This window comes from Janthinobacterium sp. GL_088 (assembly GCF_057837845.1).
This window is the reverse complement of sequence record NZ_CM174453.1, coordinates 2,341,556-2,355,197: the sequence shown is the minus strand read 5'-3', so window position 1 is coordinate 2,355,197 and position 13,642 is coordinate 2,341,556. Positions and strand designations below refer to the sequence as shown.

The following is a 13,642-nucleotide window of genomic DNA, read 5'->3' as shown; positions in this document are numbered from 1 at the left end:
TAGTGGATTAATAGCAATGCCAGTTATTAACCGGCATACGTGCTATTTGTAATACCCGCCTTTACGCATCTCCCTCTCCGCCGTCTGCTGCGACAACTCCAGCGCCTGGTCCACCGTCACCTTGCCCAGCAGCGCTGCCGCCATCTGCTGGCCGGCGGCCACGCCGATCACCTGGAATTCGGGGATGGACGCGAATTGCACGCCCACGTACGGCGATGGCGGCAAGGTGCTTTGCACGGCGCGCGTGGTGGCCAGGGCCTTGCCTTCCGCGGCGGCAAATTTCGCCACTTTCTGGAACTCGGGGCTGGCATACGTCGACTTGCGCGTGCCGGTCGGCACGTTGGCCCAGCTGGTTTCCTTGGCAACCAGTTTCACGTAGTCGGGCGAGGTGGCCCAGTTGATGAAGCGTTGCGCTTCATTCGGGTGCTTCGAGCTTGCTGGAATGGCCAGCGACCAGATCCACAACCAGTTGGCGCCCCGCTCCGTCACGCCCACGGGCGACTGGGCGAACGCCACCTTGTCGGCCACCTTGCTTTGCTTGGGATCGGTGATGAAGGAAGCGGCGATCGTCGCGTCGATCCAGATGCCGCACTTGCCCTGGTTGAACAATGCCAGGTTTTCATTGAAGCTGTTGGCAGCCGCGCCCGGCGGGCCGTATTTCTTCATCAGGTCGACATACATGTTGACCGCGTCTTTCCACGGCTTGCTGATAAATTGCGGCTTCCATTTCATGTCGAACAACTGGCCGCCATAGGAATTGGCCATGGTGGTGATGAGCGCCATGTTGTCGCCCCAGCCCGGCTTGCCGCGCAGGCAGATGCCGTACACGCCGTTGGCAGGATCGTGCAGCTTGGCCGCCACGTCGCGCAACTGGTTCCAGGATGGACGGTCCTCGATCGTCACGCCCGCCTTTTTCACCAGGTCGCTGCGGTACATGATCATCGAGCTTTCGCCATAGAACGGTGACGCGTACAGCTTACCGTCGCCGGACAGCCCCTCGCGGATGGCGGGCAGCAAGTCGTCGATATCATATTTGGCGTCCGGCTTGATGGGAATCAACCAGTTTTTCTTGCCCCAGATGGGCGTTTCATACAGGCCGATGGTCATCACGTCGAACTGGCCGCCCTTGGTGGCGATGTCCGTGGTCATGCGCTGGCGCAAGACGCCCTCTTCCAGGGTCACCCATTTGAGCTTGATGTCGGGATTGGCTTGCTCGAAGAACTTGCTGAGCTTTTGCATTTCGATCATGTGGCCGTTGTTGACGGTGGCGATGACGAGGTCGGTTGCGGCGAAGGCGGACGAGGCGAAGCAGAAGGCGCCGGCGCACAGCGCGGCAATGGCGGAACGTTTCATTGTGTGTCTCCAGTGTTTTTGTCGTTGGCAATGCCCGGTTACTTGGCACCACGACCACAATGTAGCACCGGACTTTGATACTTTCTGATACTCCAAAACCGCAATTCGATACTCTTTTGCAAGTTTGCTATGCGCGAGAGTATCGATATGCAGCAAAAACAACACTCTGAAAGAAAGTATCAGCACTTGCACGTTTTGTATCAGGGTGGTTAAAAAAGCGCTGCTAGACTTGGTTTTCGGCATTAGACCGTGTGCGGTGACCGTCCCCCGGGGCGCCACCGCTACCACCTACATTCTTCTGGAGACCGCATGAACCGCACTGCATTGAAAACCTTACCTGCCCTGCTCCTGGCCATCGCCAGCGCTTCCGCCCTTGCCGACCCCATGTACCCATCCGACGCCGAAGGCTTCCACGGCTACCTGCGCGCTGGCGCCGGCAGCAATACGTCGGGCGGTGGCGGTTCGCAAGGCTGCTTCGGCCTGGGTGGCAACACCATGAAATACCGTCTGGGCAATGAGTGCGACGCCTACACGGAATTCGGCTACACCAAGTCCGTCGCCAAGTCCGGCGGCGTGAACTACCTGGCCACCATCTGGGTCAACGCCTACGCGCCAAACTCGGATTTCGGCGACAACAAACTGGGCATCGTCAAGGCCTATGTGGAAGCGCAGGGACTCGATTTCCTGAACGGCGGCACGGCCTGGATCGGTAAGCGCTTCTACTACCGTCCTGACATCCACATGCTGGACTTGCAGTACATCAACATGAACGGCACGGGCGCCGGCCTGGACCGCATTCCAGCAGGACCGGGTAAATTCTCGTACGCCTTCTTCAAGGACAGCGACGTCAAGGTCCCGTTGCCGAACGGCGGCGTCAACACCAAATCGGCCGTGCGCCAGAACTTCATCTACGGCGAGATTCCCGTCAATGAAAACGGCACGCTGGACCTGGCCGCGACCTACATCATCGGCGAAGGTAAGGATGACGTCATCACTGGCAAGCGCAATAATGGCTGGCAGTTGTCGGCCTTCCACCGTCAAGGTAAAGTGTTTGGCGGCGGCAATACCTTCGGCGTGCAGTACGGCGTCGGTCCTGGTACGGGCAAGGGCGCGCAGTTCGGCGCCTCGGGCGACACCGGTTTGGGTTCGGACGTGAAACGCACGCGTATCTTCAATGACATGGCGATCCAGCCGATGGCCAACTTCGGCATGGAATTCGTCGCCCTGTGGCAAAAAGACGAGTCGAACGCCAACGGTTCCTCGACCTGGACCTCGGTCGGCGTGCGTCCCGTGTATGCATTCACCGACAACTTCAAGCTGGTGGGCGAACTGGGCACGGACCGCGTGACGCAAGCGGGCGGCCTGCCGGCCAAGCGCTTGACCAAGCTGACCATCGCCCCGACGATCTCGGCCGGCCCTGGCCTGTGGTCGCGTCCTGAACTGCGCGCTTTCGTCACCTACGGCAAATGGAACGATGCGGCCACCGCCTCGGTCAATGCGTCGAACAACGGCGGCCCGATCTACAACAACAATACCAGCGGCACCTCGTATGGTTTCCAGGTAGAAACCTGGTTCTAAACGGAATCAGCGGTAAAAACTAAAAAAGGGCGGAACCTCGGTTCCGCCCTTTTACTTTACGGCATCACCAATTTACGGCAGCGCCACCGGCAGTTCCGGATACTCCTGCGTCAACGCATACTTGGTGCCGCCCACGGTGACCGTGTAGTTGGCCGGTCCCGAGATCGGCAAGCGGTAGTTCAGGGTCAGCGCCACGGAGCCGCCCGGCGCCAGCGATTGCCAGGCGGGAATCGCAAAGCGGGCACGGTTGTAGTTCTTCGTAAAGCCGCCGATATTGTTCGGCCCCGTGTAGCCGGCATTGATCACCGTCAAGCCGAAGCCGGACTGGTCGCTCATGTCCGACGGTGCCGACACGGGATAGTCGAACTCCACCACGGTGCCGCCCGGCAGGGTCGACGTGGTGTTGTTCTTCACCGTCATCACGGGATTGATGGGGAAGTTGTTGTCGCCCAGCTTCCATCCGCCCAGGGTGATGCTGACGTTGGCCGCCGTGCCCGGCATGGCGATTTCGGCGCGCTTGTTGCCATACACGCCAGCCGTGCGGAAAGCCTGGTACAGCACGTCCGTCAGGGTGGTACCCATGAAGTACTCGCCCTTGCCGCTGTTGCGCGTGGCATCCCAGGCATAGTCGCCCGCCATTTCCCAGATCATCACGCCGCCGATATTGTTGTTGACGATGTACTGGGCCTTGGCCGCGATCGATTGCGTGGTTTCCGTGGAAATGAACACTTTCTTGGTCGCATTCCACAGCCACGGCGCCACCATGGTACTGCTGTAATACGGCACATAGCTGCCCACCAGCGCCTTGTCCGTGACTTTATACGCATCGAGGTAGCTTGGAACGATGCCGTTCTGCAAGTTCAGCGCATGCCAGATGGGGTTGCCACCGCCCGGCGTGGGTTTGCCCTGCGAGTCCAGGTCATACCAGACGTTGTCGATGCCAGTGGCGCCCGTGCCGCAGGTCTTGGTGCCGGCGCAGGTGACAGTGGAACTGATCAGTGGCGTCGTGCCCCACAGGCCGTTCGTGCCGCCCGTCACATCCTTCCAGCCCCGCGTGTAGAACGGCACGCCGATATTGATGCGTCCCGCCTGCATGGCGCCACGGTAGTAGCGGTAGGCCCAGTCCGTGTTCAGGTAGCCGATGTTCTGGAACTGGTAGGCGTTACCGGCGCGCAATTCGCCATCATTGCCATCGTCAAACAGCGCCGCGTTCGGTCCCACATACTGGTTCCAAGCGCCATGCAAGTCATAGCTCATCAGGCTGGCGTAATCGAGATATTTCAATCCCGACATGTTTTCTTCGCCACGCAAGACCCAGCCCGAGGCGGAACCGGCGATGGTCAGCAGATAGTATTTATTGTCCTGCACGGCCGCTTCGTCGAGCTTCTGGCGTAGCACTTTCAGCAGCACGTTGTAGCTCGTCATCAGGCCGGCCAGGCGCGGCTTCGAGACGGCGAAATCGTTCGGATTGCCCGCTTCATTGTTGGTGGTCGGATGTTCGTAATCGACATCGACACCATCGAAGAAGTTGTACTGGCGCACGAAGGCCACCATGGAATCGGCCAGGGTGTTGATGCCGGCCGTGTTGATGCTGCCATCCGCGTTCGTCGTGGCCGTATAGAAGCCGCCGCTGCCGGCCCAGCCGCCCACGGAAATCATCAGTTTCACGCCCGGATACTTCTTCTTGTATTGCGACAGCAAGTTGAAGTGGCCCTTGTACGGCAGCGACGGGTCCATGGCGGCGGCCGGCACGTTCGGCCATGTGAGGCCCGTATCGGGATTGGCCGCGCCGCTGCCGATGGCGATTTTCGACGTGGCGGGATCGACGGAGGCGAACGCATAGTTCAGGTGGGTAATCTTGTCCCACGGCAGGTTATTCACGAGGTAAGTCGGGCTGCCGTCGACGCCCGTGCGCCAGCTGGCGAAATAGCCGACGATGCGCCGGTTCAAGCCATTGCTCAGCACTTCGCGGCCATTCGTATCGTACACCTTGCAGTACGGCACATTCGGCACGGCCGAGATCAAGCCGTCCGGGCGGCAAGCCGTGGGGGTCGGGGTTGGGGTTGGCGTTGGGGTTGGCGTTGGTGTTGGTGTCGGCGTCGGCGTCGGCGTCGGCGTCGGGGTTGGGGTTGGGGTTGGCGTTGGCGTCGGCGTTGGTGTCGGCGTCGGTGTCGGCGTTGGCGTTGGCGTTGGTGTCGGCGTCGGGGTATCCGTCACGGCCCATGGGCCCCACTGGTCGGTGGCGCTGGGGACATTGCCCTGCGTCCACCACTTGGCCTTGTAGGTGACGCCCTGGTACAGCACGCACTGGCCGCCCGTGTAGACGGTGGCGGCATCCCATACGGCGCACGCTTCGACGGCGGCGAGCAAGGTGTTTGGCGTGGCGGTCGTGCCTTCCTGGCCGCCGCCTCCGCAAGCGACGAGCACGCCGCTGAGCAGGGCCATCAATAATGCATTCGATTTCATGTTGTATTGGTCTCCGTTATGGTTTTACATCGAGAGCTGTTGCAGGCCCCTCGAGGGGCTCTTGTCAACTGTTATCCCTGGCCGGCTTTCCTGCTTTTGCTGCTACTGCAACTTCACATTCCAGTTGGCTTCCACGCATTTCACGTAGTTCCCGGCCAGCAAGGCGCTGTACGGGGTTTGATAGCTGACCAGCTGGCATTGGTTGTCGCCACCGGCGCTCCAGTTCTTTTCCCAATAGATGTTGTAGGAAGCGGAACTGGCCGGGGTGAAGCGTTGCATGTTGGCGCAAGACAATTGTTCGCCGGAATAATCCCAGCCCATGTCGGCGGCAAATTGTTTGTAGTAATCGATGCGGTTTTGCGCGGCCTGCTTTTCCGTGCCCTGCCCGCATTCGGCGTTGATGATCATGATGGTGGTGGCGAAGTTATTGCCCGCACCCGCCGTCGTATCGGCCGCGTTCGGCACCCACGTGCCGTCGAGCACATGCAGCATCGACGGCTTCGGCGGTTGCGGATAGACAAAGAAGAACGTGGCCGAGGCCAGGTTCAGCCAGGTCGACGCCACCAGGTCCGGATTTTTCAGCAGCACGGATTGATCGCCGTCATGCATGGCTTGGGAAAACGGCCCATAGTTGTAGTTGTACGACAGCTGCTTGGCGCCGCGTCCAAAATACTTTTTGAAGCTGCCGTCGGCATTCTTGCCGCAGGTCCACACCTTGTTGAAGACGGGATCGGCGCACTCGACGTTGTAGCCGCAACCGGCGCCCGTCTCGTCGCAGCCCAGCTCGCGCAAATACTTCAAGCCCTGGCGCCATTGCGGCAGCGGACTGCTGGCGTTGTGGTCGCCCGTTTCCTGCACAAAATGGGCGAACATGGTGGACAGGCTGTGGCGGCAGATGGCGTCCGCATTGCGTCCGTCGCTGTAATCGTCGCACACGGCGGGGAACTTGGCCACGGCTTGCAGGAAGCGCTGATACGTGTAGCTGGCGTCGCGCGCGGCAAAATAGTAATCCCACTTCGCCGCCGGCAGCAGGCGCTCGACCCGTTTGACGTTGAGCGGATTGCTGGCCAGTCCAGGCTGCACCGCCTCGACGGCCGTATTGCCCAGGGTGCGGATCGAGGCCTTGACCTTGCGGAAGAAATCGTTGTTCGTCAGCGCCGCCTCGTTCGCCTCGGCCTGGGCCTTGGTGGGCACGCCTGGCGTCGGAGTGGGCGTTGGAGTCGGGGTGGGTGTTGGAGTCGGGGTGGGAGTCGGAGTTGGAGTGGTCGTATCAAGGCTCCACGGCCCCCACTGGTCGTTGTTCGGCGCCGTGCCCTGCACCCACCATTTGGCCCGGTACACCTTGCCGTCGTAGACGGCGCACTGGCCCGCCGTGTAGACGGCAGCGGCGCTCCAGGCCGCGCAACTGTCGCTGGCGACCATGCCGGCCAGCAGGGTTGATGGGGATTCGGTGGTGGAATTGCCGCCGCAAGCGAGCAGCGCGCTGCCCAGCAGGCCAGCCATCAAAGGCGAGGCCAGCCGGCTAATTTGCCGTGTCTTCACAATGTCTCCTGAACGTTATACGAAAACTATCGAAGTAGCTTTTTATGTTGTACGTAAAGAAAGCACAGCGAAGCGTCGGCTTTCTGCACAGAGAATGCGACGCCCTAAATTGGTAGTCAAGTGGTTTTATATAACGGTGTTTTTTACAATACCAGTGGTAGCGATCGCTGCGCTGGCAAGCGATGCAATGGCGAATGGCGGACGTAAAAAAAAGCCCGCTGCGTAATGGCAGCGGGCAATACCGCGCAAGATGGGTGGCGGCAAGTGGTATTAAGGGTTGCCGCGCAACAAGGACGAACTTATCTGTTCAGCACGTACTTCGCCAGGCTCGCCGCATCCGCTGCACTGAGCTGGCTGAACGGCGGCATGGGCACGGGTCCCCATTTGCCGGCGCCGCCGCTGCGGATGTTGGCCGCCACGGCAGCAACACTGTCCTTGCCCTTGTATCTGGCTGCCACTTCCGCAAAGCCGGGGCCGACCACCTTCTGGTCGAGCGCATGGCAAGCCATGCAGCCGTTCGCCGCCAGCAAGGTTTTCACGTCCTTGCCGCTGGCGGCCGGGACAGCGGCTGCGGCTACGACGGGTTTGGCAACGGCGGCAGGTACGATGGCGCCCCGTTCCGCACCATAGGTTTTCACCAGGTAATCGACCATGGCCGGCATGTCCGCATCATCAAACTGCGCGCCAAACGGTTTTTTCATCTTCTTGACGGTCGCTTCCCAGTAGGCGCGCGGCGAGGCGGGCGGCTGGCTCGATGCATACTGGGCCGCGTGGCACGTCATGCAGTTGCGCTGCACCAGCTGGTAGCCGGGCAATTCGCTGGGTTTATAAGTCGCCGTTTCCGGTGGCAAATGGATTTCCAGCGCGCACGCGCCGCCCGCCGCCGACAGTGCCAGCGCGGCAAGTAATATCTTCATATGGTTCTCCTCAGACTGCCTGGATGCGCGTGGTTTCCACCACGTTGCGCATATAACCCATGGGATTCCACAGGGCTTTCATGGGCTGGCTCTGGCCGATGCGGTTGACGGCGCGCACCATCAGCACATGCTTGCCCTTGCGCGGCGCCTTCAACATCAGCGTCCACTCGCGGAACGAAAAGCGCCCCAGATCCTTGCCCAGCTTCGCTTCCTGCCACGTCTGGCCGCCGTCCACCGACACGGTCACTTCGCTGATGCCCTGGCCGCCATCAAAAGCGATGCCGCGCAGTGCCAGGTCGCGCCCCGCTTTCACTTGCGCACCATCTTGCACGCTGGTAATGAACGAGCGCACGTTGAGGCGGCTGATCGGCGTCGTCTTGCCCACAGGCGTGCCCGGTTCGATGAAGCCGGAGCCGTTGTCGGGAATGCGGTAGCCCGTGCTCATCCAGAAGCCGTCGAAGGGCTTGTCGAGCACGGTGATGTCGCTCAGGTGCTTGACCCAGTAGGTGCCATAGAAGCCGGGCACGATCAGGCGCAGCGGATAGCCGTTCAGGAAAGGAATGTCTTCGCCATTCATGGCCCAAGCCAGCATGACGTCGCCGGCCATGATGTGCTCGACCGACAAGGCTTTCTGAAAATCGGGGCCATCACCCACGGGCGGCGTTTCCAGGCCATTAAAGGCGACCTGCACGGCGCTGGCCGCGATGCCGGCCTTTTCCAGCACGGTTTTCAGGGGGATGCCCGTCCAGCGGGCATTGCCCATGGCGCCATTACCCAGCTGCCCGCCATTCGCGCGCGGCGCGAAAAAGCCGCGGCTATTGCCCGAACATTGCGTCACGGCCACCACCTCGACGGGCGCGGCCAGCTGTTTCAGTTCCGCCAGCGACAATTCCAAAGGCGTTTTGACAAGGCCGCCGATGCGCAGCCGGTAGCTGCCACCATCGATGCTGGTGGGCAAGCCACTCCAGTGGTAGCGCACGAAAAACGCGTCGTTGGGCGTGATCGCGCCTTCATTGAACACGCTGAACGGCGTTTCCAGCTGGGGCGGACGGCTGGTCAGCAGGATCAGCGGACGCTTTTGCGGGAAGGCCACCAGCTCGCGCTCGCCGTTTTCAAACGGCAAAGTGACGGACTCCGCCAAGGCTGGGCCGGCCACGACGGCGGCGCCCAGGGCGGCCGTCGTGCGCAGGAAGCGGCGCCGGCCTGCGGGCAACAAGGTCGTATCAGACATGTTTGAGCTCCACCTTGGCTTCGTTGCCGCCGTTGCGGTCGTCGTTGACCAGTTTCTTGATGTAGTACATGACGCTCATGATGACCACGCTCAACAGGCCGAACCAGAACGACACGCGCTGCTCCGTATCGGACGACACGCTCATGGCGCCCAGGATCACCAGCATGGCGATGATGGTGAAATACGTCAGGTAGGGAAACAGCCACATGCGCACCTTGATGCGTTCCGGGCATTCGCGTTCCAGCCGGCGACGGAGGCGCAATTGAGATATCGCAATGAGCAGGTAGACGAACAGGATCAGGATACCGTAGGAGTTGACGATGAAGGGGAACACCAGGTCGGCTGACACATACGAGACGGCGATGGCGAAATAGGCGAACAAGGTGCTGAACAAAATGGCGCGAATCGGCACGCCGTTCTTGCTCAGCTTGACCAGGCCCGTGGGGGCGTCGCCGCGGCGCGTCAGCGCAAAGATCATGCGCGACGAAGCGTACAGGCTGGAATTCAGGGCAGACAGCACGGCCGTCAAAATGATGGCGTTCATGATGTGGGCCGCGTACGGGATGTTCATGACGGTCAGGGCGCTGACGAAAGGCGTGGCGATGGCCGGCGAATCCCAGGGCACGATGCAGACGACAACAAACATGGATCCCACATAAAACATCAGCACGCGCGTGATGACGGAATTGGTGGCGCGGGCGATGGCCTTGGCCGGGTCCGACGTTTCGGCGGCGGCGATGGTGACGATCTCGGCGCCCGAATAAAAGGCCGTGGCGGCGACGGCGCCACTCAATACAGGCCCCCAGCCATGCGGCATGAAGCCGCCGTTGCTGGTCAAAAAGCCCAGGGTCGGAATGCTGTTGGGCAAGCTGCCCGTGATGAACAGGGCGCCGACAAACAGGAAGACGATGATGGCGACCACCTTGATCGAGGCGAACCAGAACTCGAATTCACCGAACGCTTTCACGGAGAACAGATTGAGCACGGTCATCGAGACAAGCAGCACCAGGCTGATCGACCACGACGGCACGTCTGGCAACCAGAAGTTGACCAGTTTCGCGCCGGCGATGGCTTCCAGCGCCACGACGACGACCCAGAAATACCAGTACATCCAGCCGCTCATGAAGCCGAGGAATTTCGAGACCTTCGGCTTGTCGTCGAAAGCCAGGCGCGCATATTCGTAAAAGGAGCCGACCACGGGCAGGGACGAGGCCAGTTCGCCCAGCATACGCATGATCAGGACGACGAGGCCGCCCGTGAGCAGGAAGGAAAGGATGGCGGCCGGGCCGGCGGCCTTGGCGATGACGCCGCTGCCGACAAAGAGGCCGGCGCCGATCACGCCGCCGATGGCGATCATGCTCATGTGGCGTTGCTTGAGCGAGTGCTGCAAGCCGGTACTGTTATGCGATTCGCTAATCATGTTTTGTCTCCTGAAAATCTCTGAAGCCCGGTGCGCCCTGCCTGCTGCGGCTTGTTCTTGCCGCGCGGCTTTGTTTTATTTAGGCAACACCGTCAAGCAGCATCGATACATCGTGTGAATCAGTCTGGTTGGCCGCATTCCATAAGTCAATCTGGAAATGCAGCGGCCCGGCGCGGCAGCCAAGGGGCAAGCGCGCTGGAGGTTACGTACAGTTAGGGTTGCTAAAAAAAAGGGAGCGGCGGCAACACTTGTGGCGTGCGCGCCACTCCCGGGAACGTCTTACACCTTGCCCTTCCATGGCACGAGGGTACGTTCGAGGTAACGCATCATCAAATCAAACAGGAAAGCAAAGAAGCCGATCACGATGATGCCCATGATCACCACGTCGCTGGCCAGAAACTCGGAAGCGCTCAGCACCATGTAGCCGAGGCCACGCGTGGCCGCCACCATTTCGCCCGCCACCAGGGTGGTCCAGCCCACGCCGATGCCGATGCGCATGCCGGTGAGGATTTCCGGAATCGCGGCGCGCAAAATCACGTGCACGATCACCTGGAAACGGGTGGCGCCCATCGAATACGCCGCGTGGATTTGCTCCAGCGACACGGAACTGACGCCGGCGCGGGCCGCAATCGCCATCGGCGCGAAGATGGCCAGGAAGATCAGGTAGACCTTCGAAAACTCGCCGATGCCGAACCAGATGATGACCAGTGGCAAGTAGGCGAGCGGCGGCAGCGGACGGTAGAACTCGATCAAGGGATCGAAGATGCCGCGTGCCACGCGATTGACGCCCATCATCACGCCGATGGGAATGGCGAACAGGCAGGCCAGGCCAAAGGCACCGAACACGCGCACCAGACTGGCGACCGTGTGTTCCCACAGCGTGGCGCCGCCGAAACCGGTGGTGGCCGCCATGATGAATTTTTCATACACGGCTTGCGGCGACGGTAAAAACAGCGGTTTGACCATGCCGCTGGCCGTCACGCCAAACCACAACAGCAGCACGGCGATGACGGTGACGGTAGCGATGCGGCTGGAATTGCCCTGCCCCGGCGCGCCGAACGCTTCACCGGGCATGGCGCAGCGGGGAGCGAACAGGCGGCCAAAGAAACCGGCGCGCTTGGCGGTGGTGGGAGGAAATCCCACGACGGATGGGCTATGCATGGGACACCTCCAACTCTTTATTGACGGCGCGTTCGTCGCCATAAATGATGTTGAGCACCGTTTCGCGCATCTTGATGAAGTCCGGACTCGATTTCACGGCGCGCGCATCGCGGCATTCGAGGAAGCGCTTGTTGAAATCGAGTTCATACGTGTGCGTGATGCGGCCCGGACGGGGCGACATGACGATCAGCCGGTTCGCCAGGAACAGCGCCTCGTCGACGCTGTGGGTAATGAAGAAGAACATGGTGCTGGACTTGGCCCAGATATCGAGCAGCAACTCCTGGATGGTTTCGCGCGTCAGCGCGTCGAGCGCCGCCATCGGTTCATCCATCAGCAGCATGGCGGGATTGCTGGTCAGGGCGCGGGCGATGCCCACCCTTTGCTGCATGCCGCCCGACAATTGATAAATCATATTGTCGTGAAAGTCCTTCAAGCCGACCAGCGCCAGGTTCTTCGCCGCCTGTTCGCGCCGCACGGCCTTAGCCACGCCTTGCAGTTTCAAGCCGAACTCCACGTTTTCCATCACGTTCAGCCATGGCAGCAAGGCATGCTTCTGGAATACGACGCCACGGTCGGCGCCCGGCCCTTCCACTTTATTGTCTCCGAGCATAATCTCGCCCTTGGACGGGGCGATAAAGCCCGCCATCAGACTGAGCAAGGTTGTCTTGCCGCAACCCGAGGCGCCCAGCGCGACGACGAAGTCGCCGCTATTGATGGTGAGATTGATATTATTTAAGGCATGTACGCGTTCACCGGCCGTCTTGCCCGGATAAATCACGCTGACATCCTTGACGTAGAGATTTTCCATCATGTGCCCCGCATAGGTGTAGTCACTTCAGTTCAACGCATTCTGTTCAGTCAGCGCGCCCGCAGGCGCGCCATCGCACAACGTTTACTTCAGCAGGCCGGCGGCCTGTGCATACTTGGGTGTCACATACTTGGCGTAATCTGTTGCCAGGGTGTCGATCTTGCCTTCGCCCTTCAGGAATTGCGCCGTGGCCAGCAAGGCTTGCGCCACGCCGCCCTTCGCGCCACCGCCGAGCCAGGCCGGCGACGCTTGCTCCTGCAACGATGGATAGGCGTACAGCGCCACTGAAGCGGCCACGTCCTTGGCGGCCGCGCCCGAATGCTTGACGTTGGCTTTCACTTGCGGGGAATCAATGGTCCACGCTTTCGGATTGGCGCGGTAGTCGGCGTCGGCAGCGGCCATCACCTTGACGAACTTGGCCATGAAGTCGGCATTCGCCTCGCCCCAGGCGCGCTCGACGGCCATGCCGTCAAACGTGGCCTTGCCCTTCTTGCTCAGTTCGCCAGAGGTGACGAGCACCTTGCCGTTTTGCTTGAGCTTGCTCAAGGCCGGATCCCACACGAAGGCGGCATCGATATCGCCCCGTTCCCAGGCCGCGGCGATCTGGTTCGGCTGCATGTTCAGCAATTTCACTTCCGTGGGCTTGATGCCCCACGTTTCCAACGCGAACATGGTGTGGAAGTGCGTGGTGGAAACGAAAGGCACGGCGATTTTCTTGCCGCGCAAGTCGGTCGGCTTGGTGATGCCGGCGCCATTGCGGGCCACCATCGCTTCGGCTTCGTTGATGTCGTCGATGATCCAGAACAGCTGCAGGTCGACACCGCGGCTGACGGCCGCCGTCAGAGGGCTGGAACCGATGACGCCGATCTGCACGTCGCCGGACGCCATGCCGGTGGCTACCTTGGCGCCCGAATCGAACTTGCGCCAGTTGATTTTATAGCCGGTGGTTTTTTCCACTTCGCCGCTGGCGATGGCCACCAGGAAGGGACCGTTGATTTCCTGGTAGGCAATCGTCACTTCCTTGCCTTGCGCAAAGGCGGTACCGCTGGAGGCCGCCACTACGCCCAGCACCAGGGTGCCGAGGACGGCGCGGCGCATCGTTGAAAAAACCGTTTTGCTCGTATTTGTGTTCATGTCTCACTCCAAGATTTATTGTTATGTGTGAA

At 60.8% G+C, this 13,642-nt stretch carries 10 protein-coding genes; 1 reads left to right on the top strand and 9 read right to left on the bottom strand.

The window, feature by feature from the left end:
* Positions 1–42 precede the first annotated feature (42 nt).
* Positions 43–1,353 carry an ABC transporter substrate-binding protein gene (locus AC3IQ7_RS10800; RefSeq protein WP_489209473.1) on the bottom strand — a complete coding sequence of 437 codons (1,311 nt, stop codon included), beginning with the start codon at positions 1,351–1,353 and terminating at the stop codon, positions 43–45.
* A gap of 309 nt (positions 1,354–1,662) precedes the next feature.
* Between AC3IQ7_RS10800 and AC3IQ7_RS10795 the strand changes: the two genes are divergently transcribed.
* Entirely contained in the window at positions 1,663–2,931 is a 1,269-nt protein-coding gene (locus tag AC3IQ7_RS10795) for a maltoporin (RefSeq protein WP_322428068.1), read from the top strand.
* 72 nt (positions 2,932–3,003) lie between these two features.
* Here AC3IQ7_RS10795 and AC3IQ7_RS10790 read toward each other — a convergent pair whose 3' ends face one another.
* The 8 genes from AC3IQ7_RS10790 to tauA form a co-directional block, all read right to left on the bottom strand.
* A complete protein-coding gene (locus tag AC3IQ7_RS10790; RefSeq protein ID WP_489209471.1) occupies positions 3,004–5,397 on the bottom strand; it encodes a chitinase C-terminal domain-containing protein in 2,394 nt (797 codons plus the stop codon).
* Between the two features lie 102 nt (positions 5,398–5,499).
* Complete coding sequence (locus tag AC3IQ7_RS10785) at positions 5,500–6,939, bottom strand: glycoside hydrolase family 19 protein (RefSeq protein WP_489209469.1); 1,440 nt, start codon at positions 6,937–6,939, stop codon at positions 5,500–5,502.
* 299 nt (positions 6,940–7,238) lie between these two features.
* Positions 7,239–7,856: a SorB family sulfite dehydrogenase c-type cytochrome subunit gene (sorB, locus tag AC3IQ7_RS10780; protein WP_099380814.1), complete on the bottom strand. Its 618-nt coding sequence runs from the start codon at positions 7,854–7,856 to the stop codon at positions 7,239–7,241.
* A gap of 10 nt (positions 7,857–7,866) precedes the next feature.
* The gene (sorA, locus tag AC3IQ7_RS10775; protein WP_322428064.1) at positions 7,867–9,087 is read right to left on the bottom strand and encodes a SorA family sulfite dehydrogenase catalytic subunit; all 1,221 of its coding nucleotides are present in this window, start codon (positions 9,085–9,087) and stop codon (positions 7,867–7,869) included.
* Positions 9,080–10,507 carry an amino acid permease gene (locus tag AC3IQ7_RS10770; RefSeq protein WP_099380816.1) on the bottom strand — a complete coding sequence of 476 codons (1,428 nt, stop codon included), beginning with the start codon at positions 10,505–10,507 and terminating at the stop codon, positions 9,080–9,082. The genes sorA and AC3IQ7_RS10770 overlap by 8 nt, the downstream gene beginning before the upstream one ends.
* Positions 10,508–10,786: 279 nt before the next feature.
* On the bottom strand, positions 10,787–11,581 hold the full coding sequence (locus AC3IQ7_RS10765) for an ABC transporter permease subunit (RefSeq protein WP_051959683.1): 795 nt from the start codon (positions 11,579–11,581) through the stop codon (positions 10,787–10,789).
* A 79-nt stretch (positions 11,582–11,660) separates the two neighbouring features.
* Positions 11,661–12,476: a taurine ABC transporter ATP-binding protein gene (locus AC3IQ7_RS10760; RefSeq protein WP_034788398.1), complete on the bottom strand. Its 816-nt coding sequence runs from the start codon at positions 12,474–12,476 to the stop codon at positions 11,661–11,663.
* An 84-nt stretch (positions 12,477–12,560) separates the two neighbouring features.
* Entirely contained in the window at positions 12,561–13,610 is a 1,050-nt protein-coding gene (tauA, locus tag AC3IQ7_RS10755; RefSeq protein ID WP_416208761.1) for a taurine ABC transporter substrate-binding protein, read from the bottom strand.
* Positions 13,611–13,642 lie beyond the last annotated feature (32 nt).

Coding starts and splice junctions, on each gene's coding strand:
- sorA (WP_322428064.1), bottom strand. CDS start 9,087: ATGTCTGATACGACCTTGTTGCCCGCAGGCCGGCGCCGCTTCCTGCGC.
- AC3IQ7_RS10800 (WP_489209473.1), bottom strand. CDS start 1,353: ATGAAACGTTCCGCCATTGCCGCGCTGTGCGCCGGCGCCTTCTGCTTC.
- sorB (WP_099380814.1), bottom strand. CDS start 7,856: ATGAAGATATTACTTGCCGCGCTGGCACTGTCGGCGGCGGGCGGCGCG.
- AC3IQ7_RS10760 (WP_034788398.1), bottom strand. CDS start 12,476: ATGGAAAATCTCTACGTCAAGGATGTCAGCGTGATTTATCCGGGCAAG.
- AC3IQ7_RS10790 (WP_489209471.1), bottom strand. CDS start 5,397: ATGAAATCGAATGCATTATTGATGGCCCTGCTCAGCGGCGTGCTCGTC.
- AC3IQ7_RS10765 (WP_051959683.1), bottom strand. CDS start 11,581: ATGCCCGGTGAAGCGTTCGGCGCGCCGGGGCAGGGCAATTCCAGCCGC.
- AC3IQ7_RS10770 (WP_099380816.1), bottom strand. CDS start 10,507: ATGATTAGCGAATCGCATAACAGTACCGGCTTGCAGCACTCGCTCAAG.
- AC3IQ7_RS10795 (WP_322428068.1), top strand. CDS start 1,663: ATGAACCGCACTGCATTGAAAACCTTACCTGCCCTGCTCCTGGCCATC.
- tauA (WP_416208761.1), bottom strand. CDS start 13,610: ATGAACACAAATACGAGCAAAACGGTTTTTTCAACGATGCGCCGCGCC.